Raw genomic sequence first — 26,732 nt, forward strand, 5'->3', positions numbered from 1 at the left:
TAGCTATGAACAAGACTGTTGAAGACCTGATCGCCCGTTCCAACCGCCTGGGCGCGGACAAGCGGAACACCAACTTCGCCGGCGGCAACACCTCCGCGAAGGGCACCGAGAAGGACCCGGTCACGGGCCAGGACGTCGAACTGCTGTGGGTCAAGGGCTCCGGCGGTGACCTCGGCACACTGAAGGCCGAAAACCTCGCAGTACTCCGGCTTGACCGGCTCCAGGCCCTCAAGTCCGTTTACCTCGGCGTCCAGCGGGAAGACGAAATGGTGGCCGCGTTCGATTACTGCCTGCACGGCAAGGGCGGCGCTGCTCCCTCGATCGACACCGCCATGCACGGCCTCGTGGACGCCGCACATGTGGACCACCTGCACCCGGACTCGGGCATCGCGATTGCGACGGCGGTGGACGGCGAAGCGCTGACCTCCAAGATCTTTGGTGACAAGGTGGTGTGGGTTCCCTGGCGCCGCCCCGGGTTCCAGCTCGGTTTGGACATCGCAGCGGTCAAGGACGCCAACCCGCAGGCCATCGGCACCATCCTGGGCGGGCACGGCATCACCGCCTGGGGCGCCACGAGCGAAGAAGCCGAAGCGAACTCCCTCTGGATCATCGACGCTGCCGAGCAGTACATCGCCGAGAACGGCAAAGCCGAGCCATTCGGACCCGCCCTCCCGGGCTACGGCGCGCTCCCCGAAGCGGAGAGGAAAGCGAAAGCAGCCGCCCTCGCCCCGGTAATCCGCGGCCTGGCCTCCACGGACAAACCGCAGCTGGGGCACTTCAGCGATGACGCCGTCGTGCTTGAATTCCTCGCCGCCACCGAGCACCCGCGCCTCGGCGCGCTGGGCACCTCCTGCCCGGACCACTTCCTCCGCACCAAGGTCAAGCCCCTGGTCCTGGACCTGCCCGCGGACGCGTCCATCGAAGACTCGGTGACCAGGCTCAAGGAGCTGCACGCCGAATACCGGCAGGACTACCAGGCCTACTACGACCGCCACGCGGACGCCGATTCACCCGCCCTCCGTGGCGCGGACCCGGCGATCGTGCTGGTTCCCGGGGTGGGCATGTTCTCCTACGGCAAGGACAAGCAGACCGCCCGCGTGGCCGGCGAGTTCTACATCAACGCCATCAACGTCATGCGCGGCGCCGAGGCGATCTCCAGCTACGCCCCGATCGAGGAATCCGAGAAGTTCCGCATCGAATACTGGGCGTTGGAAGAAGCCAAGCTCGCCCGGATGCCCAAGCCCAAGTCCCACGCGACCCGCATCGCGCTGGTGACCGGCGCGGCGTCGGGCATCGGCAAGGCGATCGCCACCCGTTTGGCGTCCGACGGCGCATGCGTCGTCATTGCTGACCTGAACCTGGAGAACGCCCAGGCCGTCGCCGCGGAACTGGGCGGTCCCGACGTCGCCATCGGCGTCCAGGCCGACGTGACCGACGAAGCCCAGATCGCCGCCGCCATCCAGGAGGCCGTGCTCGCCTTCGGTGGCCTGGACCTGGTGGTCAACAACGCCGGCCTTTCCATCTCCAAGCCGCTGCTGGAAACCACCGAGAAGGACTGGGACCTGCAGCACAACGTCATGGCCAAGGGCTCGTTCCTGGTGTCCAAGGCCGCCGCGAAGGTCATGATCGACCAAGGCCTGGGCGGGGACATCATCTACATCTCCTCCAAGAACTCCGTGTTCGCCGGCCCCAACAACATCGCCTACTCCGCCACCAAAGCCGACCAAGCTCACCAGGTCCGACTGCTTGCGGCGGAACTGGGCGATCACGGCATCCGCGTCAACGGCATCAACCCCGACGGCGTGGTCCGCGGCTCCGGCATCTTCGCCGGCGGCTGGGGAGCCAAGCGCGCGGCCGTCTACGGCGTGGACGAGCAGGAACTGGGCAAGTACTACGCCCAACGCACCCTCCTCAAGCGCGAAGTCCTCCCCGAACACGTAGCCAACGCCGCCGCCGTGCTCACCAGCAACGAACTCTCCCACACCACCGGCCTCCACATCCCCGTGGACGCCGGCGTGGCGGCAGCGTTCCTGCGGTGAGTACCGTCTTGGGTGACGTCGACGGCAGCGTCTTTGCCGCCGTCGACATCGGCGCCTCCTCCGGGCGGGTCATGCTCGGCCGTGTCTCTCCCTCCACAGGGGCGTCACTGGAAACCGTGCACCGCTTTCCCAACGGAGTCATCGAGCTCGACGGCGGACTCCACTGGGACTTCGACGCCCTCTTCAATGAGGTACTCGAGGGACTGACCGTCGCCCGTTCCGTGGCAGCTCAGAACGGGGAACGGATTGCCAGCATCGGGATCGATACATGGGCGGTGGACTATGGCTTGGTTGATGCCCATGGCAAGCTCGTCTCGGTTCCCTACAGCTACCGGGACGAGCGCAGCCGTTCCACCATTGCTCGTGTGCACGCGGCGATCCCACAGGGGAAGCTCTACGCCACCACGGGATTGCAGTTCCTGCAGTTCAACACGATTTACCAGTTGGCTGCCGAACCCTCCCTTGAAGGCCTGCAGGCACTGCTCATTCCGGATTTGATCGCCTTCCTGCTCACCGGCGAGCGCCGGACCGAGGCAACCAACGCCTCCACCACGGGGCTCTTCGATGCTGTTTCCGGCGAATGGGCAACGGGATTCCTGGACGCGCTGGGACTGCCGAGGAGTGTGTTCCCGCCCCTGATCCAGCCCGGGGAAACTGTGGGCAGATTGCTGCCTGCGATTGTGGAGCGGACCGGGCTGCCCGCTGATACGCGGGTAGTGGCAGTCGGTTCGCACGACACCGCCTCGGCCGTCGCCGCAGTTCCGGCGTCCGCAGAGGACTTTGCCTACATCTCCTCGGGAACGTGGTCCCTGGTTGGCGTGGAACTGGATAAGCCCGTGCTTAGTGAGGCCAGTCGAACCGCGAACTTCACCAATGAACGCGGAGTGGATGGAACCATCCGCTACCTGCGAAACGTCGGGGGCCTCTGGCTCCTGAGCGAATGCCAACGTGCCTGGGCAACCCAGGGTTTCCATCAATCACTGCCTTCGCTGCTCGACGCCGCAGCGGCGCTCCCGGCCGGTGGCCCGCAGATCAATGCCGACGACCCCGTCTTCACCGCCCCGGACAACATGCCCGAACGCATCCGCGCAGCCGTGCGGCACAACGGTAACGTGCTCTCGGACCGTCCGGCCGCCGTCGTGCGTTGCATCATGGACAGCCTCGCCGCCGGTTACGCCCGCACCCTGGCCGAGGCCGAACGCCTCACCGGCCGCACCACCAGCGTGGTGCATGTTGTGGGTGGCGGCTCGCAGAACCGTCTCTTGTGCCAACTCACCGCAGACGCAACAGGCAAACCCGTGGTGGCGGGTCCCGTGGAAGCCACTGCGCTGGGCAATGTGTTGGTCCAGGCTCGCGCCGCGGGCGTAGTGCAGGGTGGACTGGCGGAGCTGCGGGCGCTTGTAGCGGCAGGGACTGAGCTGAGTCGCTACGAGTGACGACTCGCGGATTCGCGGGAAACATGCCAGGGCGCTGGAACTTTCCGGGAGCCCTGGCATGCTTCCCGCGACCTCGCGCTTCCGTGGCCAGCCCGGGAGCTCAGCCCATCACCCACGCGGCACCCAGCAGCAACGGCACCGCCAGGACAGACGTGGTCACGGCGGTTGACTGGGCGATTTTCTGGCCCACCCCGTACCGGATGGCGTAGAGCACCACATTCTGGCCCGTGGGGAGGATTGCACAGGCCGTGACAACAAACGTGCTGAAGGAGTCGAGCCGGAACACGAACACTGCCAGCACCCAGGCCAGGGCGGGCTGGACCACCGACTTCAGCACCACAGCGAGCGTGGTGGGCGCCCGGTCTCCAATTCCCTGCCCCGCGGACAGCCCGTGCAGGGACATTCCGAAGATGATCAGCATGAGTGGCACGGCTAGCTGGGCTACGAGCTTCAAGGGATCGAGCGTCCATGAAGGCAATTCGAGGCCGAGGGCGCTGACAATCACCCCAAGGATCGCTGCCATTGTCACGGGGTTCCGGAAAGGCGTGGCCAGGATCCGCCACACGGAGACCTTGGTAGCCGCGGGGTTGGTAAGGTCCAGGATCGTCAGGGCAATGGGCGTCACCAGGGCCAACTGGAACAGCATGATGGGGACCACGTAGGTGGTGCTGCCCAAAATGTAGAGGGACAGTGGGACGCCGAGGTTGGTGGAGTTCACGATGCCCGTGGCCAGGGCGCCGATGGTGGTTCGACGGACTCCCCAGCGGAAGATTGCGCCTGTCAGGGCAAACGCCAGCATCACCGCCAAGGCCGTCACCACGGAGATCAGGCCAGTCGGGCTGAGGATGTCGTTGATGTGCCGGGAGGCGATGGTCGAAAACATGAGGCTCGGCAATCCCACCGTGAACGTCAGGGTTGAAAGGACTTTGCTGCCGTGCGGGCCCAGGGCGTTTGTCTTCCCCAGGATGTAGCCAACCAGCAGGACCACGCCCACCACAAAGAAGCCCTTCAGTACACCGTCCAAGCTTCTTGTCCTTCGCTTCAGCAGTTGCAACCCCCAGCGATGGTAATCGCTTTCACGGGCAAAGCGGCCGGAACGTCTGGTACGTCACAGCGCCCATCAGGGGTCCCGCGCTAAACTGATCGCATTATGATCCGCACAATGTTCAAGTCCAAGATTCACCGCGCCACGGTGACTCACGCCGACCTCCACTACGTCGGTTCGGTCACTGTTGATCTGGACCTCCTGGACGCTGCCGACATTCTCCCCGGCGAACTGGTTTCCATTGTGGACATCACCAACGGTGCCCGCTTGGAGACCTACACGATCGCCGGCGAGCGGGGTTCCGGCGTGATCGGCATCAACGGCGCCGCTGCGCACCAGGTCCATGTTGGCGATCTGGTCATCCTGATCACCTACGCCCAGATGACCACCGAAGAGGCCAAGGCCTACGAGCCCAAGGTGGTCCACGTGGGTAAGGACAACCAGATCCTCCAGCTCGGCAACGACCCCGCCGAGGCACACACCCCGGGCTTGATGCGGCCCCCGCATGCATTGAGCAACGCGGCGCACCTCAGCTGACCCAGCCACACGCTTCACGACGACGGCGGCACTCACCCGGAGTGCCGCCGTCGGGCTTTAACCGGCATGTCCGGATGACGGACAGCAGGCCCGAAAACGCTTACTCGCCGAATAAATCTGATTAGGCTTGAACCGTGACCACCCACTTTCCTGCCAACAATCCGTCATGATCGGTGTCCTGTCCGGATTCTTCGTGGTGTGGGCCATCATCCTGGTGGGGATGTTTGTCGGCCGCCGGAATATCCTGGGTGAGAACGCCCGGTCAGTCCTCAGCTCGCTGACGTTCTTCGTCGCCAGCCCGGCGTTGTTGTTCGAAACCCTGAGCAAGGCGAAGCTGCACGACGTCTTCGCTGCCCCGCTGCTGGTAACGGCGGTCGGAGCAATCATTACCGGGCTTTTGTTCTTCCTCATCGCCAAGTTCTGGCTGAAGAGGGGTATGCCTGAGGCGTTGATGTCTTCGATGAGTTCCTCGCTTGCGAACTCGGCCAACCTCGGCATTCCGATTGCCGTCTTCGTCCTGGGGGACGCAAGCTACGTGGCGCCGCTGCTGATTTTCCAGCTCGCGTTCTTCACCCCGATGTACCTCATGGCTTTGGACGCCAGCACCAGCACGCACAGGACCACTCCCCTGCGGTTCGTGCTCATGATTGTCCGGAACCCGATGATTGTGGGCTCGGCTTTGGGCTTGGCGGTTGCGGGCACCGGGTTCCAAGTGCCGGCGTTGATACTCGAGCCGATCCACCTCATTGGCGGGGCAGCGATTCCGGCCATGCTGATGGCGTTCGGCATGAGCTTGAACGGATCACGTCCTCTTCAGAAGGACACGGGCCGGCGGCTGGACACGCTCCTGTCCAGCGGCTTCAAACTCCTGGTTCATCCCCTGATTGCCTACCTTTTTGCGCGCTTCGCGTTGAACATGGACGGGCACGCGTTGTTCGCCGTTGTAGTGACCTCCGCGCTTCCCACGGCCCAGAACGTTTTCGTGGCGGCCAACCGCTACAAGGCCGGAGTCACCGTGGCCAAGGACACCGTGCTCATCACCACGATCGTGGCCGTCCCGGCGATGATCGCCGTCGCACTGCTGCTCACCTAACCCAAGTAGGGGACAGATAACGCGCCACTGAAGCTTGGGTGGAGCATTTGCTGTCCCCTACTTGGGTTCACTCGACGTCGGCACTCGCCAAATAGTGGTCCAGGAGTTGGGCGCAGCGGATGAAGCCGAGATGCGAGTAAGCCTGGGGATGGTTGCCCAGATGGGTCTCGGTGCCGGGATCGTACTCCTCGGGCAGCAAACCTGTTGGTCCGAACAAGGCGACCAACTGGTTGAACAGCTCAAGGGCATCGTCCAGGCGACCCACCGCCAGGTAGGCCTCGATCAGCCACGTGGTGCAGATGTGGAAGCCACCCTCCAGACCCGGCAGCCCGTCGTCGTACCTGTAACGGAACACAGTGGGCCCGACCCGCAACTCGCGTTCCACGGCAGTCACAGTGTCCAGGAAACGCTGGTCCTTCACATCGAGCAGCCCGGAGAGCCCGATGTGAAGCACTGCGGCGTCCAGGTCGGGGCTGTCGTAAGCCACCGTGTAGGACGCAGCAGACGAATCCCAGCCCTCGCGCAGGACTTCCTCGCGGATGGTTTCGGCTGTGGAGGACCAGTCGGGATGCGCGTCCCGACCGTGGAGAGCAGCTGTACGAAGCGCCCGGTCCAGGGTCACCCAGCACATCACCTTGCTGTATACGTGGTGCCGGGGCGGCCGCCGCGCTTCCCAGATCCCGTGGTCCGGTTCATGCCAGCGGGCGATCACAGCGTGGGCCATTTGTTCCATGAGGTACCAATGCTCGTCGGGCAGGAAGCCACGCCGCTCGCCAAGGTCGTGGATCAGCTCAGCAATCGGGCCGAACACGTCCAGCTGCACCTGGTGGTCCGCGGCGTTGCCTATACGGACCGGACGGGATCCGGCGTAACCCGGGAGGCTCTCCACAATGGCCTCGGTGGACAGGGGCGCTCCCGTCACTGAATAGAGCGGATGCAACCATTCCGGCCCCGGTGCATTCTCCAGGATCCGGCCGAGCCACCGCAGGAATCCGTCGGCCTCATCGGTTGAACCCAGGGAGACCAGCGCGTTCACCGTCATGGACCCGTCACGCAGCCAGCAATAGCGGTAATCCCAGTTGCGGGTCCCACCGATGCCCTCGGGAAGCGAAGTGGTTGGCGCAGCGAGGACGGCGCCGGTGGGTTCATGGACCAAGGACCTGAGCACCAGCGCGGAGCGCCTCACCAGGGACGTTTTGATTGACGGCAGCCGCAGCGACTTGACCCACTCCCGGGAGTACTGCCCGACGGCGGCACGCCGCTCCGGTTCTCCGCCCGGGTCCGCGGGCTGGGACTCGGTATCGCCGCATCGCAGGTTAAGCACCACAGGACCGAAGTGGAGGGGGACCTCCGCGGTGGCGGTGGCGTGTCGGCCATCGCTGGAGATGGTGAAGGCCACGCCGGGCGCAGACAAGATGATGGGATCCGAGGTACCCACAACATGGACTTCATCGCCGCGGAGCTCCATGTTGAACGGTGCGTTGGCGTAGTCGGGGCGCGGCGCGAACGTCACCCTTGCCGTACCGCTTCCCGAGAGGACACGGACCAGGCTGGTGATGCCTTCCGGTGCCGGCTCCAGGTAATCGGTCACGGTCACGTCCGCCCAACGGGTTTCCACGATCATGGTGTTGTCCACGTAGCGCTGGGCCAGGACGGGAGAGGGCTTGACGGGTTCGATGCTGAAATGTCCGGCCGGATCGCCGCCAAGGATGTGGGCGAATAACGAGCCCGAATCAGGCAACGGATGGCTCATCCAGCAAACCTTCGCATCGGGCGTGAGCAGTGCCGTGGAGGTACCGTTGCCGATCATGGAGTGCCGTTCGAGCCCCACCGCGTCCTCGCCGAACAGCCACGACCGCCGCAGTTCGAACAACAAAGCCAGCACCCGCGCGAAGGCCTCCGGGTCCGGGATGGTGTGTCCCGCCGTCGTGTCCCCCGCTCCTACGTGCAGGCCCAGGTCCGGGCCGCGCAGGGTGGCGAGCGCCTTCTCGTCGCTCTCGGCGTCTCCGGCGTAAAGTGCGGCGCTGACCCCAAGCCGTTGGCGCAGCGTTTCCAGGGCGTGGCCCTTGGCAGGCTCTTCGACCGTGAGGTCCAGGACAGTGCCGTCGATGATGAAGTAGAGCCCGTATTCGATCGCGATCTGCTGGGCCTTGAAGATGACGCGCTCCACCACCTCAGCCGTCGCGGGGCGGGTGTGGACGGCAACCCCCACCGGCTTTCGCACGATGCTGACGCCCTTCTCGTAAGCCACCGCTTCCGTGAGGGCAGTGGCCACGTGCTGGAGGAGCGTCTCGGTGGCCAGGGACAGGTCGTAGGCGTAGCCCATGTCGAACTCGACGCCGTGGGAGCCCACCAAGTGGACCTCGGCCGGAAGCCGGGACACGGCCGCAAGATCACGGAGCGACCTGCCCGAGATGATGGCGGCATGAGTGTTGGGCAATGCGGCGAGGGCCCGCAACGCGACGGCGGCGCTGTCCAACGGCAGTGTCTCCGTGGATACGCCTTCCGCAGCGCACAAGGTGCCGCCGTAATTGCAGGCCACCAGCAAGCCGGGAACCCTGGACAGGATCTTCAAATCCGCCATCAGTTCGGCCGTGATGCCCTGATCTTCATGGGGTCTGACGAACGAGCGCAGCAACCCCAGCGGCAGCGAATTCATCAGCAGCGCGGAATCGGCTACAGACTGGTTCAACGGTGTAGGCATGGCGGATCCTTCCGAAGCGGATACGTATAGTTTCCGCCCGGAATGTTTCCCTCGTATACCTCGTAGTTGCGGCTGCGTTAATTTTTTCTGAGCCGCCGCCGTGCCGCCGCCGAGGCTTAGGCCGGAACGAGTCCCGCAACCTCGGCCACCAGCTCCACCGAACGCAGCCGTTCCTCGGTTCCGACGCTTTGGTGCGCCACGATGAGCTCATCCGCATCGGCATGCTTGGCGAATTCCGCAAGGTATTCCCGGACCACATCCGGGGTGCCCACGGCGGAGTACTTGACCATCTGGGCGATGTGCTGGCCTTGCGGGGAGTCAAGGATCATATCGGCTTCATCGTCGGTGAACTCGCGACCGCCGCCGAAGAACAGGGAAACGCGGGCACGCTTAACGGCTTGGAAGATCGCCTGTGCCTCGGAGTTCGTGTCTGCGGCCGTGACGTTGACCCCTGCGATGACGTGCGGTTCGGACAACTGTTCCGACGGCTTGAAGTCGCGGCGGTAGATGGCCACGGCATCGCGAAGGGCCGCGGGCGCAAAGTGGGAAGCGAAAGCGTAAGGCAGTCCCAGCTGGGCGGCGAGCTGCGCACCGAAAAGGGACGAGCCAAGGATGTAGAGCGGCACGTTGGTGCCCTTGCCCGGCGTCGCCTCCACGCCCTGGATGCGCGTGGGACCGGTGAGGTAGCCCTGCAGTTCGAGGACATCCTGCGGGAACGTGTCTGAGGACGTGTGGTCCCGGCGAAGTGCCCGCATGGTGTTCTGGTCGCTGCCCGGAGCCCGGCCAAGCCCCAGGTCAATGCGTCCCGGATGAAGGGTTTCCAATGTGCCGAACTGCTCGGCGATGGTCAGCGGCGAATGGTTCGGAAGCATGATGCCGCCCGCGCCTAGGCGGATGCTGTTGGTGTGTGCGGCTACGTGGGCGATCAGCACGCTCGTGGCCGAGGACGCAATAGCGGACATGTTGTGGTGCTCGGCGTACCAGACCCGCCTGTAGCCCAGCTCCTCCGCCTTCTGCGCCATGGCTACGCTGCCCTCGAGGCTTTCCGCTACCGTCTGGCCCTTTCCGATGGTTGCCAGGTCGAGGATGGAAAGAGGAACAGTCACGGGGATGCCTTTCGGTACGTTTCGCGGTTGCGGCCGGCTGGGTGGGCGGCGCACTCTATGGACAACGACGGCGGAGCGCAGCTTATTTCTGTGAGTTGCGTCGCGCCCTCCCGCATCGCCCTGGGAACCACGGAATTGTGACCTCTTCCTACGCCCGATGAACAGCTGTGAACCCCTGTATCCCAGCGTTTCAAAGTGCTTTGACCCTGCTCCGCGCCCTGCCGGATAGTTGCAGCCACAAGTACGCATCAGACTTTTTTAGGGGTATCCATGGCACGTTTCGCAGCCAAAACCGGCGTCACCGCGGCGCTGGCCGCCACTGCTCTGTTGGGCCTGGCGGCCTGCTCGGACCCGGGAGCGACGGCGGCGACCGGCTCCCAGGGTTCGGCGAGTGCTTCTGCGGGTTCCAGCTCCAAGGAGTTCAATCTCAGTCCCGAACAGAACCGGATCAAGGTTGAGGTTGACCCGACTGCTGCCGCTCAGGTTCCGGACGCCATCAAGGCCGATGGCAAGCTCACCGTGGTCACCACCGGCGGCGCTGCTCCGCTGAGCCTCTTCGCCACGGATAACAAAACCTTGATCGGCAACGAGGTGGACATTGCCTACGCCGTGGGTGAGACCCTCGGCCTTCAGGTTGAAGTATTGCCTGTTGCCTGGGCTGACTGGCCGCTGGGCATCGAATCCGCCAAGTACGAGGCCGTCCTCTCCAACGTCACGGTGACGGAGGCCCGCAAGGAAAAGTTCGACTTCGCGACCTACCGCAACGACCTCCTCGGCTTCTATGCCAAGAGCGATTCGAACATCGGCGAAGTCAAGGAAGCCAAGGATGTTGCCGGCAAGCGCATCATCGTGGGCTCCGGCACCAACCAGGAAGCAATCCTGGTCCGCTGGGATGAAGAGAACAAGAAGAACGGCTTGAAGCCCGTTGACTTCCAGTACTACGACGACGATTCCGCCTCGCAGCTGGCCCTTCAATCCGGCCGCGCCGACCTCACGTTCGGTCCGAACGCTTCCGCCGCATACAAGGCGGCGAAGGACGGCAAGACCAAGCAAGTAGGGACTGTTGAAGGCGGCTGGCCGTTGAAGGCGGAGATTGCCTTCACCACCAAGAAGGGCAACGGCCTGGCCGTCGCAGCTCAGACCGCCCTGAACAAGCTCATCAAGGACGGCAACTACGGGAAGATCCTGGACCGTTGGGGCCTCTCCTCCGAGGCGATCCCTGCCTCGGAGCTGAACCCGGCAGGCCTGCCCAAGAAGTAGGAACCCGCCAGGGCAGGGCAGACCTGCCGACGCCGAATCCCCGCCGGACACCAACCGGCGGGGATTCTTCGCGTCCGGCCCGCCCAACTGGGTGCCTCAGAGGTGTGCTGGGTCCGTATTCGCCCCGCAAAGCACGACGGCGACAATCTCACCTTCGCGCGGGGTGTACGCGCCCGTGAGCAGGGCGGCGTAGGCGGTTGCAGCACCGTGTTCCACCAGCATCCGGTGGCTGTTCCAGAGCGTACGACGGGCATCAATGATGGCTTCATCGCTAACGAGGACGCTTTGGACTCCCGTACGCTTGGCAACTCCGAAGCCGATCTCCCCCACCCGGCGGGCGCCAAGGGAATCTGCCGCAATCCCGGAGACGGCAACATCGACCGGTTCGCCCTGCGCGAGTGCCGTATGGAGTGTGGGAACCGTTTCCGGTTCGACGCCGACCACGCGGGCCTCCCCTTCAACGGCCGCCGCGATGCCGCCCATCAGCCCGCCGCCGCCAACAGCAACGAGGATTGTGTCGACGTCGGGCATTTCCTCCAGCAGCTCCAGCCCGACGCCGCCGGCTCCGGCAACAATCTCGGGCTGGTCGTAGGCATGGCAATAGACGGCGCCTTTGTCCTCGGCGAAGGCGACCGCGGCGGCGTAGGCCTCGGCATACTCGGCGCCGCCTTGGACCACGTGGGCACCAATGGCGTAGAGCTTGTGGACCTTGTTGGCCGGAGCGGATTCCGGGACGAACACCGTAGCGGGAACACCCAGCTTGGCTGCGGCGTAGGCGTTGGCCAGGCCCGCGTTGCCACCGGAGGCAACCACCACGCCAACTGCCGGGTCGAGTTCGCCGTTCTCCCGCGCCGTGAGCAGGCGGTTGAACGCGCCCCTGGCCTTGAACGAGCCCGTGTGTTGCATGTATTCGCACTTGAACCACAGCTTGTACGGTTCGCCGTTTCCGCTCTCGGCCATGGGGGTGCGCCTGACCCAGCCGTTCGTCCGGGCGTATGCAGCATCCACTTCTGCGCGTGTGACCATGACTGCCCCTTTCGTCGGTCTCATCCTACGTGCGGGGTACGTTTAGAGGTCGAGTACCGGCGGATATTGTCTTGCAATAAGCCGAAATATTGTGCTACAATATCCTATGGGGATTGCCTGGGCAAAGAGTGCCGACAAACATGGTGTAGACCGCGAAGACGCCCTCAACGCGATCTTGAACTACATTTACCGAATCGAAGACTTCGATGAACCCCGTATTGATACGAATGCGCGACCTGACCTGTTCATCGGCCCGAGCCGGAACCGCCAAATGATCTTGGAAGTCATGGCTGTCGTAACACCGCCGGACGGCATCTTGATCTTCCATGTCATGGAGGCACGAAGAAAAATATTGGACATCGCTGAAAGGGGCACAATCCAATGAGCGAAATCAAGAACGAAGGCCAGTCCCCCGCAGAGGTAAAGCCTGACTACGCCGAACTGGCCGAGTGGGCGGAGACTGCTGACATTGGCCCGGACGCACGGATCACCAAAGCCGTGGGGCCGGAGGCCGGGCTCTCGATCCTCGAGGCTGTTCTGGGTTCCCCTGAGGCCGTGAAGCGCGCCGTCGGGAAACCGTCTCTGAGCTCTAAAGGCACTTCGCCTTCAAGATCACTCCGTCTCTCAGCAGAGATGGATGCCCAACTGCTGGCACGTGCGGCCGAGGAACACCGCAAGCCCTCTGCGATCATGCGGGATGCCCTTGCCCAGTACCTCGCCAAGGCCTCATAGCAGCAACCGACTACCGCCGCCGCGCTCCAGGCTGGAGCTCGTGTGCGCCATAACTGTTGTCATCGGGGTTCATGGTGACGCCGGGTGCGACGAGTTTGTCGATCCGGTCCAGCACCTCTGTGGACAGCCCTACTTGGGCGGCGGGCAGGTAGGACTCGAGTTGCTCCATGGTCCGAGGTCCCACAATCGCAGAGGTGACGCCCGGGTGGTTGATGACAAATGCGATGGCCAACTCGATCAGGGTGAGTCCGAACTGTTCTGCCAGCAGGGCCAGCTCTTCCACGACGTCCAGCTTCCTTTGGTTGGCCGGGCTTGTCATATCGAAGCGGGCGCTGGGACGGGAACTGGACGCCGGCCTCGAAGCTGAATCCTTCCGCCAACGCCCGGACAACCACCCTCCGGCGAGCGGGCTGTACGTCAGGGTACCCATGCCGTGGCGCTGCACGGTCGGGAGCACGTCTTCCTCGATGCCACGCGTGAGGATCGAATAGGGCGGTTGTTCAGTGACGAAGCGCTCCATGTTGCGTTCCCGGGATGCCCACTGCGCTTCCACGATCTGGGAGCCGGAGTACGACGACGACCCGATATACCTGACCTTGCCCTGCCGGACCAGATCCGTGAGCGCGCCGAGGGTTTCTTCCACGTCGGTGTCAGGGCTCGGCCGGTGCACCTGGTAAAGATCGATGTAGTCGGTGTTGAGGCGGCGAAGAGAGTTCTCCACCTCGCGGATGATCCAGCGACGGGACCCGCCGCGCTGATTCTGATCGTCCTCGTTCATGGGCATGAAGAACTTGGTGGCCAGAAAGACGTCGTCACGGCGTCCTTCCAAGGCCTTGCCCACGATTTCCTCGGAGGCTCCGCCGGAGTAGACATCCGCGGTGTCGACAAAGTTGATGCCCGAGTCCAGGGCGCGGTGGATGATGCGGATGGAGTCGGCGACGTCGTTGTTGCCCCACGGCCCGAACATCATCGCGCCGAGGCACAGGGGGCTGAGCTGCACGCCGGTACGGCCAAGGGGACGGTATTCCATGGAGAACCTTTCGGGTGGTGAGTGGGACTCAGGCTTCCGGGATAACCATCGCGAAACGTTCTGGTCGGGGCACATCAGGGTCCGGGCCGTTCCGCACACCGCGGTCGAGCGCATCGATAGCCTGCAGTTCAGGACCGCTGAGTTCAAAATCGAACACATCGAAGTTCTGTGCGATGCGTGCCGGGTTGGTGGACTTGGGAATGGCCGAGCGGCCCTGCTGCAGGTGCCAGCGGATCATGACCTGTGCCGGTGTCTTCCCGTGCGCCTGCGCAATCGCGGCGATCGAGGGATCTTCCATGACATTCCTGCGTTTCTCGCCCCAGCCCGGGTAAAAGGTGATCCCGCCGATGGGCGACCACGCCTGGGTGAGGATTCCGTTCTCCGTGTCCGCTGCCTGCACGTCCGCCTGGGTGAAGTAGGGGTGCAGCTCGATCTGGTTGATCGCGGGCACCACATCGGTGGAAGCCAGCAGTTCCTTCAAGTGATGCGGCATGAAGTTGCTGACGCCGATCGCCCGGACCTTGCCCTCGGAAAGCAGTTTCTCCAACGCCTTATAGGCGGCGATCGTCTTCTCGAAGCGGTCCGTCGCAGGTTGGTGCAGGATGAACAGGTCCAGGTAGTCCACTCCGAGCTTGCCGGCGGCCTTGTCCCAGGCGTGCAGGGCCTGGTCGTAGCCGTAGTCGCTTACCCAGACCTTGGTCTCGATGAAGATCTCGGAGCGATCAAGGCCTGAAGCCTGGATACCTTCGCCCACCTCGCGCTCGTTGCCGTAGGCCGCCGCAGTATCGATGTGCCGGTAGCCGGCCGCGAGAGCGGCGGTGACTGCCGCCGTCGTTTCTTCCGGCGCGCTTTGGAAGACACCGAGGCCCAGGGCGGGCATGGTCACGCCATTGTTGAGAGTCAGTTCGATTGTCATGCCCTCCACGCTAGGCACCCCAACACACCCGTGGGAGTGCCCGCCATTACCCCCTTGCCCTTCCCAAGTACCGTCAGTGCCTCCCCCGCGTGACCGCGGCAGCGTAGCGTTGCAGTCATGACTCACAGTGACGACGTACGGAAGTTCCTGACGTCCCGGCGGGCCCGGATCACGCCCGAAGCTGCGGGGCTCCCCGCGTACGGCGGCAATCGTCGCGTCGCGGGGTTGCGGCGCGAGGAAGTGGCGATGCTGGCCGGAATGAGCATCGACTACTACATCCGGCTTGAGCGCGGCAACCTTTCCGGCGCTTCGGACAGCGTCCTTGAGGCGCTCGCCCGCGCGCTGCAGCTTGACGACGCCGAGACGGCCCACCTTTTCGATCTGGCCCGGGCGGCGAGCGCCGCTCCGCGGGCCAGGCGCAAACGCAGCCCACGCACGGTCCGGCCCAGCGTGCAGCGCGTCGTTGATGCGATTACGACGGCGCCCGCCTGGGTCCGCAACGACCGCGGCGATGTCCTGGCCTCCAATGAGCTCGGGGCAGCGCTGTACATGGACCTGATGGCGGAAGAAACGAAGCCACCGAACAGCGCACGTTTCACCTTCCTGAACCCGAAGGCGCGGACCTTCTTTTCGGACTGGGAACGCAGCGCGGACGACATCGTAGCCGTGCTGCGCTCCACGGCCGGAAAGAACCCGTACGACAAGGACCTGACGGACCTGATCGGCGAGCTTTCGACCCGAAGCGAAGAGTTCCGGGTCCGCTGGGCACGGCATGACGTGAAGTACCACCGCACCGGACGCAAGCGCCTGCACCACCCGATCGTCGGGGACCTCGACCTGAGCTTCGAGGCCTTGGAGTTGGCCGCGGACCCTGGCCTGCGGATCAACGTGTACACCGCGGATCCGGGAACGCCGTCCGAGGACGCGCTGAAAGTGCTGGCCAGCTGGGTCGCAACGCAGAAGGATGACTCCGCGGGGGCCACTGCCCAGATACCCCGCCCCTGAGGTACGCTCAGCAAAGACCCACGCACTATCGATGCTGGCTTCCGGGGGGAACAATGGGGAATTTTCTAGCGCGCAAGGTTATCTATGCGGCAGCGGCGGTCATGCTGGGGTCAGCGTTCTGCCAGCCCGCCGTGGCAGCTCCGGCTGTTGGTCCAACAGCCGTGATCGACGGCGTCCCTTACGTTGGCGCCGAGCTGCGCAAGCAGTACGACTACGACTACTCGGGTTGCAAGAATCCCGACGGCACCACACCCAACGGTTACACCGCCGAATGGCTGCGCGATGGAGTCGCCCTCCCGCCGGATCGCCAAGGTGAGGTTCTGAAGCTTGTCCCCGCGGACCTCGGCCACAGGATGTCCCTCAGGGTCCATCCATCAACACCCGCCGAGCCGAACTGCCCGGACGAAACCCGGGTCAGCCCGGATACGGCGCCGGTCAAGGCATCGTCACGGGCCATGGGCTGGACCAACCGCGGTAATTTCGAACCCATGGGCCGGACAACCGACGGCAAACTCATCCTCTATCCACGGACCTACACCTACATCCCGGGCAGCTGCGAGGGCGCGTGCCCCAGGTACTTCGGTGAATGGGACGAACCTGTCCAAGTGGGCCAAGGCTGGGATGCGATGGGCATCGTCTTCTCGCCTGGCGACTTCGACGGCGATGGCTACAACGACCTCCTGGCCACGGACGCCACCGGTAAGCTTTTCCTGTATCCGGGCGACGGAGACGGCGGCTGGAAGGACAGGCGCCAGGTGGGCCAGGGCTGGAACATCTTCGACTCGATCGTAGGTCCGGGGGACTTTGATGGAGACGGCTACAACGACGTCCTGGCCCGCGATGCAGCCGGGGATCTCTATCTCTATCCGGGCGACGGCGAGGGCGGCTGGCTCCCCCGTACCAAAGTAGGCCAAGGCTGGCAGGTCATGGACAAGATCATCACCGGCGGGGACATGAACGGCGACGGTCCCGTGGAAGTCTTCGCACGGGACCGCAACGGGTACATCTCCATCTACCGGGCCGACGGTGAGGGCGGCTGGGAATCCTCCGCGGTGGTCAGCGGCGGCTGGGGTGCTTTCTCCGACATCGCCGGCCTGGGCAGTTTTGCCCATCAGCCCTACAACAACCTGTTCGCCGTCAACGGCAACGGCGACCTGGTCACCTACTCAACCGGCGCATCCACAGGGGTCCTCTGGGGACCATACGGCCCTGTTGGAACCGGCTGGAACGTGTTCCGCGAACTTCTCTAGGCAGACGGGCTATAGCAGCTGCTCCCAGACAACGAGCTGAAGGCGGACAGCTTCCCGCCCGTCGTCGGTCTCGGTGTCATTGTCCTTCCTCATCAGACGATCAGGGCCTCGCTCGAACGCACGGGCGTCGCCAACCCGAGGTTCTCACGCAGGGTACTGCCGCGGTATTCCGTGGGGTAGACACCGCGTTCCTGCAGCTCGGGGACCAGGTGGTTCACGATGTCGTCCAGACCCGTGGGGATGAGCCACGGCGAGATGTTGAAACCGTCCACGGCGCCAACGCGTGCGTATTCAGCCAGGTGGTCTGCCACGGCGTTGTAGGAACCCGTGAAGGTTGCATCAATGCGGGCCGTCTTGGACGTCACGAACTCGCGGATTGAGAGGCCCTTGTCCTTGGCTTCAGCACGCCATTGGTCGGCCAGCTGGCGTGCTTTGGCACCGTGGAATCCGCTGCCTCGCGTTTCCGAAGTCTCCTCGACCACGGGGTCGATCTCCGGCAGGGGGCCATCGGGATCGTAGGACGAGAGCTCACGGCCCCAGAACTGTTCCAGGTAGGCGATGGCCTGCTGCGGTCCGATCTGGAGACTCCGGACCCACTCCTTCTTTTCCCGGGCTTCCTGGTCCGTGGCAGCCAGGATGAATTCGCTGGCCGGCATGATCTGCACCGCGTTGGCGCCCCGTCCGACTGCAACCGAGCGGGCAACGATGTCGCGGCGGAACTCCACGGCGTCGTCGAACTTGGGGTGTGCGGAGAAGATCACGTCTGCCTGGCGGGCTGCGAAATCGCGGCCTTCGGGTGAGTCACCGGCCTGGAAGAGCACCGGCCGGTACTGTGCGCTGCGCGGGAGGCGGGGCGTTACGTCCACCGTGTAGTGCTGGCCTTCGTGAAGTACCCGGCGGGCAGGGCCGTCGGTGGTTTCCCAGGAGTCCCAGATGCGCTTGGCGGTTTCCACGAAAGCTTCGGCGTGCTTGTAACGGTCCGCGTGGTCGAGGTATCCGCCGCGCCGGAAGTTGGCCCCGGTCCAGGCGTTGTCCGTGGTGACGATGTTCCAGGCGGCGCGGCCACCGGAGATGAGGTCCAGTGAGGCCAATCGGTGTGCCAGGTCGGCGGGATCGTTGTAGGTGGTGTTCTGGGTCGCCACCAGGCCGATGTTCGTGGTGATCGAGGCCAGGGCGGCCAGCATGGTCTGCGCGTCCGGGCGGCCCACTACATCAAGGGCATGGGGCCGGCCAAGATGCTCGCGGAGTCGCAACCCTTCGCCGAGGAAGAACGCTGCGAACTTGCCGCGCTCGGCCGTCTGGACGATGCGGCGGAAGGACTCGAAGTCGGTCTGGGAGCCTGACTCGGCGGCCTTCCAGATGGTGCCGGAGTTGACGCCCTGGAAAAAGATTCCGAACTGGATCTGTCCGCTCGGCTGGAAGATATCTCGTGTCATGGTGTTTCCTTACTTCTCAGCAGTCGCGTAGCGGTTTTCGGCCCGTTCCAGACCGAGCAGGCCGCGGAAAGTCCCGTCTTGGACGGGGTCACGGAGCAACCCCCGACGGCGCAGTTCGGGCAGCACCAGGCGGGAAAGTTCATCGAGTTCCAACGCCAGCTCGCCCGGGTGGAGCCGAACGCCGTCGGCCTCCCTCAGCAGCCCTTCCAGGTAGTCCGTCAGGTCAGCCGGAGAACCAACAAACTGCGCGCGTTCGCTGGCCGGAACACCACGCAAGGCGGCGGCCTGGCCGCGGGAGTCCAGTACGACGTCGAGCTCGGCAACCAACGCGATCGAGGCACCCAGGCGGGCCCGAACGTCAAGGATTTCAGCGGCCAGCAGTTCGGGGGTGGGCGCACTGACGAGCACTGCGTCAACCAAGTCGGCGGGCACGGCGCCCTCGCCTACCAGGGCAGCGGACACCAACACGGGGAGCTGTCCCTGCAGCGGCCGTGGAATGATGGACGGGCCCTTTACGGAGTAGGGCGTACCGCTGAAGTCGGCAGGGGTTTCAAAATCGACGTAGTGCAGTTTGTCCACGTCGATGTAGCGGCCGGTGGCGACGTCCCGGATCACGGCGTCATCCTCCCAGGAGTCCCACAGGCGGCGGCCCACCTCGATTGAGGCTGCGGCTTCCTGGCCGAGCGCCGCGCCGCTGACAAAAGAACGTCCGACGGCGGCAGCGGCCTCGGGCGACTCGGCTGCGGTGGCGATCCACCCGGCACGGCCGCCGGAGACGTAGTCGAGGCTGGCAAGCTGGGTGGAGATGTGGAAAGGCTCGGTGTAGACGGTGTCGACTTCGGGTACCACGGCGATGGTCCGCGTGACAGGCCCGGCGTAGGCAGCCCGCTGGAGGGCGTTGCTTCGTCCGGCCTCCGGGGTGTCCTTGAAGGTTGCGACATGGAATCCGGCAGACTCGGCCGCCAAGACTGCTTGGGCGAGGCTGCCGAATGCGCCGCCGTCCCAACCTGCACCGTCGAGTTCGATCGCCAGGAATCCGGCGTTGTTGTTGGAGCTCACTTCTGGTCCTGACGTTCGTAGGGAGTCTTTTCGCCTGCTTCGATGGCCACAGGCAAACGGTTTTCGGCGGGAGGCAGCGTGCAGGTGGCGAGGTCGGTGTAGGCGCACGGCAGGTTGACCGCGCGGTTGAAGTCCAAATGCACGCTGCCGTCAGCTGCCGGCGTCACAGCCAGCGAACGGTTCGCCGCGTACGTGGTCTTGCCGGAGGTCTGGTCCGTGAACAGCACCGAGAGGGATCCCGGGGCGTACCCGTTGAATGCGGTCAGCGCGAGCTCCTGCCCGGCGAGCTTGAAGCGGATCTCGCCCGGAGCTTCGTAAACGTGTTGGATACCTTCGACGGCGGCCCCCACGGTGGTCTCGCGCGGCTCGTCGAACGGCACGAACGTCCCGGGGACGGCGAACGCGGCGTTTGGCGTGTACGCGGGCGTGCCCTGGTACTCCTGCAGCAAGGCGTTTTCCGGGTTGCGCGGCCGCACGATGTACTCGCCCCCGCGCTTCGCCACCTCGATCACGCTGTTTCCGGAGACCAGGTTGATGCCCCCGCGTTCCGCGATCGGTCCGAGCTGGATGCTCCCGCTCAGTTCCCGGCCGTCCTGCTGCAGGCTTTCGCCCGGTTCCAGGACAACGCGGACGACGTCGTCTGCCGCGCTCCATGTTCCCGGCGCACCGTCCAGCCGGGTCGGCTCCGCGGTGAGCCAGTGGAGATGCGTGACGGCCAGGAAGCCGTGCGGGTGGGCGCGGTGGCGTTCGTGGGCTGCGTGCCACTCCTGCCACTCGGCGTCAAAGGCTTCGAGCGTGGTTTCAGTGTGCGTAGACATTGGCGTTATCCGTCCTGTTGAAGGCATGGTCTGCGGTGACTGCGGCCGCTGCGTCCGGTTCGGTGGCCCCGGCAAACTCCGGACGGCCACCGAACGGGTCCCCGGCTTCCCAGAGCGTGGTGGGAGCGGCCGCACGAACGGCAGGGATGACTTCCAATGCAAGGCGCTCCAGGATCTCCAGCTGCTTCTCGAAGGGCAACGTAGTGGGCAGGGAGATCGACTGGAGATCGTGTCCGTAGAGCGAGTGGTAGCTCAGGATCTTGTCGATGACCTGCTCGGGGCTTCCCACCAGGGCGGGTCCCTCGGCGACTGCGTGCTCGATGTCCCTGAAGGGCGAGTTGTTCCCGGGGACGTTGCGGCCGGCAGTCAGGCCCTCATAGACGGGACCATACTGGCGGATGGCTTCCTGCGTGGTGTCCGCGATGAAGACCCCGCCTGCCCCGCTGCCCGATCCGAGGTACTGGTGCCGGGGATCGTGGCCGTGGCGTTCGTACTCTTCGCGGTAGTGGTCAATGAGAACCTTGTAGTTTTCCCGGGGCTGGATCGCGTTGGCCGTGAACAGCGGATCGCCCCACTTTGCGGCGAGCGCAGCGGACGTCAGTGTTGTAGCCGAGCCGTGCCAAATCCGCGGCGACCCAGCAAAGGGGCGTGGCGCCGTCGTCGTTGGTTCGGTGAGGGCGGGCCGGAAGCGGCCGGACCAGGTGACGCTTTCCTTGCGCCAGAGCGTCCGGAGCAGGGCGTATTTCTCGGCCAGAAGGTCCCACTGGTCATCCAGTGACAAGCCGAAGAGGGGGTACTGCAGTACCTCGTTGCCCTTGCCGATCACCAGTTCCAGTCGGCCACGGCTGAGCTGGTCGATCGTGGCGTAGTCCTCGGCCACCCGCACCGGATCCAGCACCGAGAGCACGGTGACTCCGGTCTGGAGGCGGATGCGGCTGGTGACGGCAGCGATGGCGGCGAGGACGGTGGTCGGAGAGGAAGACACGAACTCGCCGGCGTGGCGCTCCCCTACGGAGAAGCTGTCGAAACCCAGTTCCTCCGCTCGGCGGGCGGTTTCCACCACCTGGTTGAGGCGGTCAGCGGTGGAGACGATCTCCCCCGTCACCGGGTTCTTCAGGTGGGGAATGATGTCCAGGACCTGGAATTTCATTTGCCGGTTCCAAAAGTGGCTTCAGTGACGGTCTTGGACTCGGGCACGGCTTCCTCGGAGAGACCCCAGCGTTCCAGGACCTTGGCGTAGGAGCCGTCCTTGATGGTGGAGTTCAAGGCGTCGGTGATGGCCGGGGCCAGGCCGTTGCCCTTCAGCGTGGTAGCAGCGACGAGGGTTTCGGACGGCCAGCCGGCGTTGACCTTGCCCACTACCTTCAGGTCGTCACGGGTGTTCTCGCGGTACGTCACGGACGGGTACGGAGCCAGGTTCAGGTCGGTGCGGCCCGAGGACAGGGCAAGGATGGTGTCGGCGTCCGAGGAGTAGTACTGCAGCGTGGCCGGGGCCTTGCCCTTTGCCTCGAGCTCCTTGTTCCAGGCCAGCAGGATCTTTTCCTGGTTGGTGCCCGAACCCACGGAGATCTTGAGCCCGGAGATGTCGTCCGAGCCCTTGATGTCGTAGCTGGAGCTCTTCTTCGCCTCGAAGCCCATGTAAGCCGCGCGGTAGGTGGAGAAGTCGAACAGCTTCACGCGGGCCGCATTGATGCCCACGTTGGAGAACACGGCCTCGAAGTCGCCGGACTGCGTCTTGAGCGGCCAGTTTTCCCACGACGTCACCTGCAGGTCCAGGTCAAGACCGAGTTTGTCGGCAACCAACTGCGCAATGTCGATTTCGACGCCGATCGGGGTCTTGTCGTCCGTGGCGTGGAAGGACAGCGGAATGGAACCCGCGGTGGTGGCAACGGTCAGCTTTCCGTCCTTTGAGATGGCGGCAGGAACGGCGGCAGCCGCGGAGGCATCTTTCTCCACGCGGATGCGGTTCTGGTCAACGGAGGTGTTGTAGACGATGCCGTTTTTGGCGGCCTGCGACTCCGGCTTGGCGGCTGAGGCACCCGGATCGGAGCAACCGGCCAGAACGGGAAGGACGACGGCGGGAAGCACCGCAAGTGCCAGGAACTTGCGTTTGTTGGTGGAGCGGGTGAGGCCGGTGGAGCGGGTGATGCGAAGCATGGAGGAGTTCCCTAGATGTTGAAAGCTGGTTCGATGACTTTGGAGAAGAAGCTGCGGGTGCGTTCCTCGCGGGGATTGCTGAAGATGTCCTGGGGAGTGCCGGACTCGACGATCTGGCCTTGGTCCATGAAGACCACCGTGTCCGCGACGTCCCGGGCAAAGCCCATCTCGTGCGTCACGATGATGAGCGTGGTGCCGGACTTGGCCAGTTCACGGATAACGTCCAGGACCTCGTTGACGAGCTCGGGGTCCAAAGCGGACGTGGGCTCGTCGAAAAGCAGGATCTTCGGATCCAGGGCAAGCGCGCGGGCAATGGCCACACGCTGCTGCTGCCCACCGGAAAGCTGACGCGGGTAGGCATCCGCCCGGTCCTTCAGGCCAACCCGGTCCAGCAGTTCCAATCCGCGTTTCCGGGCCTCTGCCTTGGACCGCTTCTGCGCCACTATGGGCGCTTCGATCACGTTCTCAAGGGCAGTGAGGTGCGGGAACAAATTGAAGTTCTGGAACACCATGCCAATGTGGGTACGCTGCTTGAGGATGTCCTTCTCGCGCAGCTCATGGAGCTTGTTGCCGCGCACCTCATAGCCCACCAGTTCGCCGTCGATCGTGATGAAACCGCCGTCGACCTTTTCCAGGTGGTTGATGGTGCGGAGCAACGTGGACTTCCCGGAGCCGGAGGGTCCCACGATCACCGCGACACCGCCCGGCGGAACCGACAGGGAAACGCCCTTGAGGACCTCCGTGGTGCCGAAGGACTTGCGGACGTTGTGGATGTCCACCTGGCCCTTGGTGGCAGCGGGGGAAGCGGTGACCGCAGGGGCAGGCTGAGCCGCCGTCGTCGATTCTTTGCGTTCGGTGATGATGCTCATCGTGATTCCTTCCCGGCATTAACGGGGGCGTGGCTGGCAAAGAACTTGCGTGCTTTTTGGAGCGGCGTGAGGGGCAGGTTCCGGAGGGCGCCCTTGGAAAAGTGGCGCTCGATGTAGTACTGGAAGACGCTCAGCACCGAGGTAATCACCACGTACCAAAGCGTTGCCACCAAGAGCAGCGGGAGCACCTGCTGGGTCCGGTTGTAGATGACCTGCACGGTGTAGAAGAGCTCGGAATAGGCCAGGACGTAGACAATCGACGTGCCCTTGACCAGTCCGATGATCTCGTTGAACGCGTTCGGCAGGATGGCGCGCATGGCCTGCGGAAGGACGATCCGGGTGGAGCGCTTCCACGCCGGGATACCCAGGGCTGCCGCGGCTTCGAGCTGGCCCTGGTCCACGGAGAGGATTCCGCCGCGGATGATTTCGGCTGAGTAGGCTGCCTGGTTCAGGGTCAGGCCCAGCACTGCGGCCGCGAACTGGCTGATCAGCGTGGTGGTCTGGGCCTCGAAGAAGCGGACATCCGTAAACGGGATGCCCAGGCTGATCTTCTCGTAGAGGTAGCCGAGGTTGTACCAGAGGAGCAGCTGGACCAGCAGCGGGGTGGAGCGGAAGATCCAGGAAAACGTCCAGGACACCGAGACCAGCAACGGCGAGGCCGAAAGCCGCATGAGGGCGAGGATGAAACCGAGCACGAACCCGAGGACGCCGGAAATTGCGGTCAACTTCAAAGTCTCCACCAAGCCGGTGACCACAGACTGCGCGGTAAACCACTGGGCCACCACGCCCCATTCCCAGCGCGGGTTGGTTAGGAGTGACCAGACGATGGCCGCCACGCCGAGGGCGACAATCACGGTACCTACCCAGCGCCATGGGTGCCTGGCCGGCACCAGTTTGTAGTCTGAGTAGTCGACGGTGGGCGGTGCATTTTCCGCCGTGGCAGGCGGTGCGATTGCACTCATGCGCCACCTCATTTCGGTTGGGGTTGTTGTCTATCGGATTTCTGCAAATCTAGGGGTGGCCCCAACGCCCGGCAAGGCGGAAATTTGCACTTCTTCACGCGGCTTAGCGCAGCTTCAAAGGGCTTCTTTCGGCGTCACAAACGCATTTCATGAAGCGACATATGAGTCTTTTGTTTTTCGTCATATAACGCGCAGTGACGCGTCGTGAACGGGGGTTACCAGTGCCTCGACCGGGGTGCTGGACGGTCCCTAGATTGGGCTTACCAACCGCGCTTTACAGGAGATTCCCATGCCGTCACGAGTTCCCGCCATCGTTTTCATTGGCGGCGGTCCGCGCACGGCCGGTGTCCTCGAGAGACTGGCCGCAAGCCGCCCTTCCCTCTTCGACGGCCCGCTGCAGATCCACGTCATCGAACCGCACCAGCCCGGTTCCGGACGGATCTGGCGTTACGACCAGGGCCAAGGCCTCCTGATGAACTCCACCGCCGCGGACGTCACCATGTTCACGGACTCATCCGTTGCCTGTGACGGGCCAGCCTTGGATGGCCCGGCCCTCGCTACGTGGGCAGCGGGTGTGCTTGACGGCCTCATTACGGACGTGCCGGACCTGGAGCCGCATATCCTGGACCAGCTCCGCTCGCTGACCCCGGCTTCCTTCCCGACGCGCCAGCTGCAGAGCAAGTACCTTGAGTGGTTCTTCCGCCGGGCTGTTGCCGCCCTTGGCCCTGACGTCACTGTCACCGTGCACCAGGACCTTGCCACCGCCGTCGAGCCCGTTAACGACGGCGGTTCGCACCGAGTGCGGCTGGCCTCCGGCGCGGAGGTGGTTGCCGACGTCGTGGTCTACGCCTTGGGCCACACCGATTCGCAGGTTGAGCCCGAGTCCGCGCAATTGGGCGCTTTTGCCGCCAAGCACGGCGGGTTCCATGCGCCGCCGTCGTACACCACCGACGTTGACTACTCCCCTATCGCTGCCGGCCAGGACGTCATCGTCTCGGGCATGGGGCTGGCTTTCGTGGATCTCCTCGTCTTGTTGTTCGAGGGCCGCGGCGGCCGCTTTGAGGAAGGGCCCGACGGCGAATTCGAGTATGTGCCCTCCGGCGGCGAACCGCGTCTCTGGGCAGGATCACGGCGCGGGGTTCCGTACCACTCCAAGATTTCCTCCGCCCTGCGAACGCCGGTGGAACGGCCCCGCTACTTCACGGCCACCGCGATCGATGCCCTGCTTTCCGAGCACCAGGAGCTCGACTTCCGTACCCACTTGTGGCCGCTGATCGCGAAGGACGCCGGGTACGCCTACTACCGCGAACTGTTCACGGGCTACCCGGAGCGTGTCTTGGGAACCTGGGCGAGCTTTGAAGCACGCTTCGACGCCCTCGACTGGTACAGCACCGAGCGCGAGGAACTCGCAGCGTTTGCTGTCCCGGACCGTACGCTGCGGTTGGACCTCGAATCCGTGGACCACCCCCTGAGCGGCTGCGCGTTCGAGTCCCACGAAGCGGTGCAACGCTCGGTCACCGCCTACATCCAGCGGGACCTCGAACTCCGGACCAGTCCCGACCACTCCGAGACCCTGGCGCTGTTCATGGCCCTGCTGTTCGTGTACATGGATCTCGGCCGGCTGGTGCCGCAGGATCGGCTCAACTCGCGTTCACAGCAGACCATCCATGGCTGGTGGCACGGCTTCTTCAGCTTTGTGGACTCCGGGCCGCCCGCCCACCGCCTCCGTGAGATGTTGGCGCTGCACCGGGCCGGGTTCCTCAAGTTCCTCGGCCCCGGAATGTGGGTCCGCGCCGACGAAGCCACCGGCCGCTTTGTGGCCGGCTCGTTCCAGTCGCCCGTTGTGGTGGACGCTTCGGCATACATCGAAGCGCGGCTGCCTTCCGCTTCCGTGGAGCGTTCCGCGAACCCCGCCTTGCTGGACCTGCACGACGCCGGTTTGGGTACCGAACAGAGGCTGCTCACCTCCGATGGGACGCACTCTACGGGGAAGCTGCTGGTTTCCGGGAATCACGAGGTCCTTTCGCCTGTTGGTACTGCGCAGAAGGGTTTGTTCGCCATCGGACCCTGGACGTCGGGGTGGGGCGCGGGAGCATTCGCCCGGCCCAACACCAACGCGGCACCTTTCCGTGAAAACGACGCCCTGGCCCGAAGGATCCTGGAAACGCTCAGGGCCCCGGTCCCAGCCCCCCAGCCCCACTAGGGGACAGATAACGTCGCTACGAGCCCGTATTGCGACGTTATCTGTCTCC

Annotated in this window: 23 protein-coding genes; 10 read left to right on the forward strand and 13 right to left on the reverse strand. The window is 64.4% G+C overall.

Going from position 1 to position 26,732, the window contains the following annotated elements; translation table 11 throughout:
• Positions 1-5 precede the first annotated feature (5 nt).
• Both ACIPY2_RS18120 and ACIPY2_RS18125 read left to right on the forward strand, forming a co-directional pair.
• On the forward strand, positions 6-2,039 hold the full coding sequence (locus ACIPY2_RS18120) for a bifunctional aldolase/short-chain dehydrogenase (RefSeq protein ID WP_400267785.1): 2,034 nt from the start codon (positions 6-8) through the stop codon (positions 2,037-2,039).
• Positions 2,036-3,475 carry a rhamnulokinase family protein gene (locus ACIPY2_RS18125; protein WP_400267786.1) on the forward strand — a complete coding sequence of 480 codons (1,440 nt, stop codon included), beginning with the start codon at positions 2,036-2,038 and terminating at the stop codon, positions 3,473-3,475. The genes ACIPY2_RS18120 and ACIPY2_RS18125 overlap by 4 nt, the downstream gene beginning before the upstream one ends.
• A 100-nt stretch (positions 3,476-3,575) precedes the next feature.
• On the opposite strand, the gene ACIPY2_RS18130 is transcribed toward ACIPY2_RS18125, so the two are convergent.
• The gene (locus ACIPY2_RS18130) at positions 3,576-4,499 is read right to left on the reverse strand and encodes an AEC family transporter (protein ID WP_400267787.1); all 924 of its coding nucleotides are present in this window, start codon (positions 4,497-4,499) and stop codon (positions 3,576-3,578) included.
• Between the two features lie 126 nt (positions 4,500-4,625).
• Here ACIPY2_RS18130 and panD point away from each other — a divergent pair, with 126 nt between their 5' ends.
• Positions 4,626-5,057: an aspartate 1-decarboxylase gene (gene panD / locus ACIPY2_RS18135; protein WP_400267788.1), complete on the forward strand. Its 432-nt coding sequence runs from the start codon at positions 4,626-4,628 to the stop codon at positions 5,055-5,057.
• A 166-nt stretch (positions 5,058-5,223) separates the two neighbouring features.
• Positions 5,224-6,150, forward strand: a complete 927-nt coding sequence (locus tag ACIPY2_RS18140) for an AEC family transporter (RefSeq protein ID WP_400267789.1) — start codon at positions 5,224-5,226, stop codon at positions 6,148-6,150.
• Positions 6,151-6,217: 67 nt separating this feature from the next.
• Here ACIPY2_RS18140 and ACIPY2_RS18145 read toward each other — a convergent pair whose 3' ends face one another.
• Both ACIPY2_RS18145 and ACIPY2_RS18150 read right to left on the reverse strand, forming a co-directional pair.
• Positions 6,218-8,854: a trehalase-like domain-containing protein gene (locus ACIPY2_RS18145; RefSeq protein WP_400267790.1), complete on the reverse strand. Its 2,637-nt coding sequence runs from the start codon at positions 8,852-8,854 to the stop codon at positions 6,218-6,220.
• Positions 8,855-8,970: 116 nt separating this feature from the next.
• Positions 8,971-9,960 carry an LLM class flavin-dependent oxidoreductase gene (locus ACIPY2_RS18150; RefSeq protein ID WP_400267791.1) on the reverse strand — a complete coding sequence of 330 codons (990 nt, stop codon included), beginning with the start codon at positions 9,958-9,960 and terminating at the stop codon, positions 8,971-8,973.
• A 270-nt stretch (positions 9,961-10,230) separates the two neighbouring features.
• Between ACIPY2_RS18150 and ACIPY2_RS18155 the strand changes: the two genes are divergently transcribed.
• Positions 10,231-11,220: an ABC transporter substrate-binding protein gene (locus ACIPY2_RS18155; RefSeq protein ID WP_400267792.1), complete on the forward strand. Its 990-nt coding sequence runs from the start codon at positions 10,231-10,233 to the stop codon at positions 11,218-11,220.
• Positions 11,221-11,316: 96 nt separating this feature from the next.
• Here the strand turns inward: ACIPY2_RS18155 and ACIPY2_RS18160 are convergent, their stop codons facing one another.
• Positions 11,317-12,246 carry a threonine/serine dehydratase gene (locus tag ACIPY2_RS18160; RefSeq protein WP_400267793.1) on the reverse strand — a complete coding sequence of 310 codons (930 nt, stop codon included), beginning with the start codon at positions 12,244-12,246 and terminating at the stop codon, positions 11,317-11,319.
• A gap of 106 nt (positions 12,247-12,352) precedes the next feature.
• Between ACIPY2_RS18160 and ACIPY2_RS18165 the strand changes: the two genes are divergently transcribed.
• Positions 12,353-12,631 carry a hypothetical protein gene (locus tag ACIPY2_RS18165; RefSeq protein ID WP_400267794.1) on the forward strand — a complete coding sequence of 93 codons (279 nt, stop codon included), beginning with the start codon at positions 12,353-12,355 and terminating at the stop codon, positions 12,629-12,631.
• A complete protein-coding gene (locus ACIPY2_RS18170; RefSeq protein WP_400267795.1) occupies positions 12,628-12,978 on the forward strand; it encodes a hypothetical protein in 351 nt (116 codons plus the stop codon). Before ACIPY2_RS18165 ends, ACIPY2_RS18170 begins: the two co-directional genes overlap by 4 nt.
• Positions 12,979-12,988: 10 nt before the next feature.
• Here ACIPY2_RS18170 and ACIPY2_RS18175 read toward each other — a convergent pair whose 3' ends face one another.
• Both ACIPY2_RS18175 and ACIPY2_RS18180 read right to left on the reverse strand, forming a co-directional pair.
• Positions 12,989-14,008: an aldo/keto reductase gene (locus tag ACIPY2_RS18175; RefSeq protein WP_400267796.1), complete on the reverse strand. Its 1,020-nt coding sequence runs from the start codon at positions 14,006-14,008 to the stop codon at positions 12,989-12,991.
• Between the two features lie 28 nt (positions 14,009-14,036).
• Positions 14,037-14,924, reverse strand: coding sequence for an aldo/keto reductase (locus ACIPY2_RS18180; RefSeq protein WP_400267797.1), 888 nt, complete (start codon positions 14,922-14,924; stop codon positions 14,037-14,039).
• Positions 14,925-15,041: 117 nt separating this feature from the next.
• Between ACIPY2_RS18180 and ACIPY2_RS18185 the strand changes: the two genes are divergently transcribed.
• Positions 15,042-15,929 (forward strand): helix-turn-helix transcriptional regulator, encoded by an 888-nt coding sequence (locus ACIPY2_RS18185; protein WP_400267798.1) that lies wholly within the window; start codon positions 15,042-15,044, stop codon positions 15,927-15,929.
• A gap of 53 nt (positions 15,930-15,982) precedes the next feature.
• Entirely contained in the window at positions 15,983-17,179 is a 1,197-nt protein-coding gene (locus ACIPY2_RS18190) for an FG-GAP repeat domain-containing protein (protein ID WP_400267799.1), read from the forward strand.
• A gap of 92 nt (positions 17,180-17,271) precedes the next feature.
• Here the strand turns inward: ACIPY2_RS18190 and ACIPY2_RS18195 are convergent, their stop codons facing one another.
• The 7 genes from ACIPY2_RS18195 to ACIPY2_RS18225 are packed head-to-tail and all read right to left on the reverse strand — an operon-like array spanning position 17,272 to position 24,480.
• Positions 17,272-18,615: an NtaA/DmoA family FMN-dependent monooxygenase gene (locus ACIPY2_RS18195; protein WP_400267800.1), complete on the reverse strand. Its 1,344-nt coding sequence runs from the start codon at positions 18,613-18,615 to the stop codon at positions 17,272-17,274.
• A gap of 9 nt (positions 18,616-18,624) precedes the next feature.
• A complete protein-coding gene (locus ACIPY2_RS18200; protein ID WP_400267801.1) occupies positions 18,625-19,674 on the reverse strand; it encodes an LLM class flavin-dependent oxidoreductase in 1,050 nt (349 codons plus the stop codon).
• Positions 19,671-20,492, reverse strand: coding sequence for a DUF1684 domain-containing protein (locus ACIPY2_RS18205; protein WP_400267802.1), 822 nt, complete (start codon positions 20,490-20,492; stop codon positions 19,671-19,673). The genes ACIPY2_RS18200 and ACIPY2_RS18205 overlap by 4 nt, the downstream gene beginning before the upstream one ends.
• Positions 20,476-21,642 (reverse strand): LLM class flavin-dependent oxidoreductase, encoded by a 1,167-nt coding sequence (locus ACIPY2_RS18210; protein ID WP_400267803.1) that lies wholly within the window; start codon positions 21,640-21,642, stop codon positions 20,476-20,478. Before ACIPY2_RS18210 ends, ACIPY2_RS18205 begins: the two co-directional genes overlap by 17 nt.
• Positions 21,639-22,649 carry an ABC transporter substrate-binding protein gene (locus ACIPY2_RS18215; RefSeq protein WP_400267804.1) on the reverse strand — a complete coding sequence of 337 codons (1,011 nt, stop codon included), beginning with the start codon at positions 22,647-22,649 and terminating at the stop codon, positions 21,639-21,641. The genes ACIPY2_RS18210 and ACIPY2_RS18215 overlap by 4 nt, the downstream gene beginning before the upstream one ends.
• 11 nt (positions 22,650-22,660) lie before the next feature.
• On the reverse strand, positions 22,661-23,518 hold the full coding sequence (locus ACIPY2_RS18220) for an amino acid ABC transporter ATP-binding protein (RefSeq protein WP_400267805.1): 858 nt from the start codon (positions 23,516-23,518) through the stop codon (positions 22,661-22,663).
• A complete protein-coding gene (locus ACIPY2_RS18225; protein ID WP_400267806.1) occupies positions 23,515-24,480 on the reverse strand; it encodes an amino acid ABC transporter permease in 966 nt (321 codons plus the stop codon). Before ACIPY2_RS18225 ends, ACIPY2_RS18220 begins: the two co-directional genes overlap by 4 nt.
• A gap of 289 nt (positions 24,481-24,769) precedes the next feature.
• Here ACIPY2_RS18225 and ACIPY2_RS18230 point away from each other — a divergent pair, with 289 nt between their 5' ends.
• A complete protein-coding gene (locus ACIPY2_RS18230; protein ID WP_400267807.1) occupies positions 24,770-26,683 on the forward strand; it encodes an FAD/NAD(P)-binding protein in 1,914 nt (637 codons plus the stop codon).
• The last annotated feature ends 49 nt before the right edge of the window (positions 26,684-26,732 follow it).

Origin of the sequence: Paenarthrobacter sp. NPDC089675, assembly GCF_044749185.1 — a bacterium.
GTDB lineage: Bacteria > Actinomycetota > Actinomycetes > Actinomycetales > Micrococcaceae > Arthrobacter.

Excerpts from the sequence above, each read along its gene's own strand:
- ACIPY2_RS18160 (WP_400267793.1), bottom strand. The coding sequence starts at position 12,246 with ATGGTCACACGCGCAGAAGTGGATGCTGCATACGCCCGGACGAACGGC.
- ACIPY2_RS18230 (WP_400267807.1), top strand. The coding sequence starts at position 24,770 with ATGCCGTCACGAGTTCCCGCCATCGTTTTCATTGGCGGCGGTCCGCGC.
- ACIPY2_RS18195 (WP_400267800.1), bottom strand. The coding sequence starts at position 18,615 with ATGACACGAGATATCTTCCAGCCGAGCGGACAGATCCAGTTCGGAATC.
- ACIPY2_RS18210 (WP_400267803.1), bottom strand. The coding sequence starts at position 21,642 with ATGAAATTCCAGGTCCTGGACATCATTCCCCACCTGAAGAACCCGGTG.
- ACIPY2_RS18220 (WP_400267805.1), bottom strand. The coding sequence starts at position 23,518 with ATGAGCATCATCACCGAACGCAAAGAATCGACGACGGCGGCTCAGCCT.
- panD (WP_400267788.1), top strand. The coding sequence starts at position 4,626 with ATGATCCGCACAATGTTCAAGTCCAAGATTCACCGCGCCACGGTGACT.
- ACIPY2_RS18170 (WP_400267795.1), top strand. The coding sequence starts at position 12,628 with ATGAGCGAAATCAAGAACGAAGGCCAGTCCCCCGCAGAGGTAAAGCCT.
- ACIPY2_RS18205 (WP_400267802.1), bottom strand. The coding sequence starts at position 20,492 with ATGTCTACGCACACTGAAACCACGCTCGAAGCCTTTGACGCCGAGTGG.
- ACIPY2_RS18180 (WP_400267797.1), bottom strand. The coding sequence starts at position 14,924 with ATGACAATCGAACTGACTCTCAACAATGGCGTGACCATGCCCGCCCTG.
- ACIPY2_RS18185 (WP_400267798.1), top strand. The coding sequence starts at position 15,042 with ATGACTCACAGTGACGACGTACGGAAGTTCCTGACGTCCCGGCGGGCC.
- ACIPY2_RS18225 (WP_400267806.1), bottom strand. The coding sequence starts at position 24,480 with ATGAGTGCAATCGCACCGCCTGCCACGGCGGAAAATGCACCGCCCACC.
- ACIPY2_RS18140 (WP_400267789.1), top strand. The coding sequence starts at position 5,224 with ATGATCGGTGTCCTGTCCGGATTCTTCGTGGTGTGGGCCATCATCCTG.
- ACIPY2_RS18120 (WP_400267785.1), top strand. The coding sequence starts at position 6 with ATGAACAAGACTGTTGAAGACCTGATCGCCCGTTCCAACCGCCTGGGC.
- ACIPY2_RS18190 (WP_400267799.1), top strand. The coding sequence starts at position 15,983 with ATGGGGAATTTTCTAGCGCGCAAGGTTATCTATGCGGCAGCGGCGGTC.
- ACIPY2_RS18215 (WP_400267804.1), bottom strand. The coding sequence starts at position 22,649 with ATGCTTCGCATCACCCGCTCCACCGGCCTCACCCGCTCCACCAACAAA.
- ACIPY2_RS18145 (WP_400267790.1), bottom strand. The coding sequence starts at position 8,854 with ATGCCTACACCGTTGAACCAGTCTGTAGCCGATTCCGCGCTGCTGATG.
- ACIPY2_RS18155 (WP_400267792.1), top strand. The coding sequence starts at position 10,231 with ATGGCACGTTTCGCAGCCAAAACCGGCGTCACCGCGGCGCTGGCCGCC.
- ACIPY2_RS18165 (WP_400267794.1), top strand. The coding sequence starts at position 12,353 with ATGGGGATTGCCTGGGCAAAGAGTGCCGACAAACATGGTGTAGACCGC.
- ACIPY2_RS18175 (WP_400267796.1), bottom strand. The coding sequence starts at position 14,008 with ATGGAATACCGTCCCCTTGGCCGTACCGGCGTGCAGCTCAGCCCCCTG.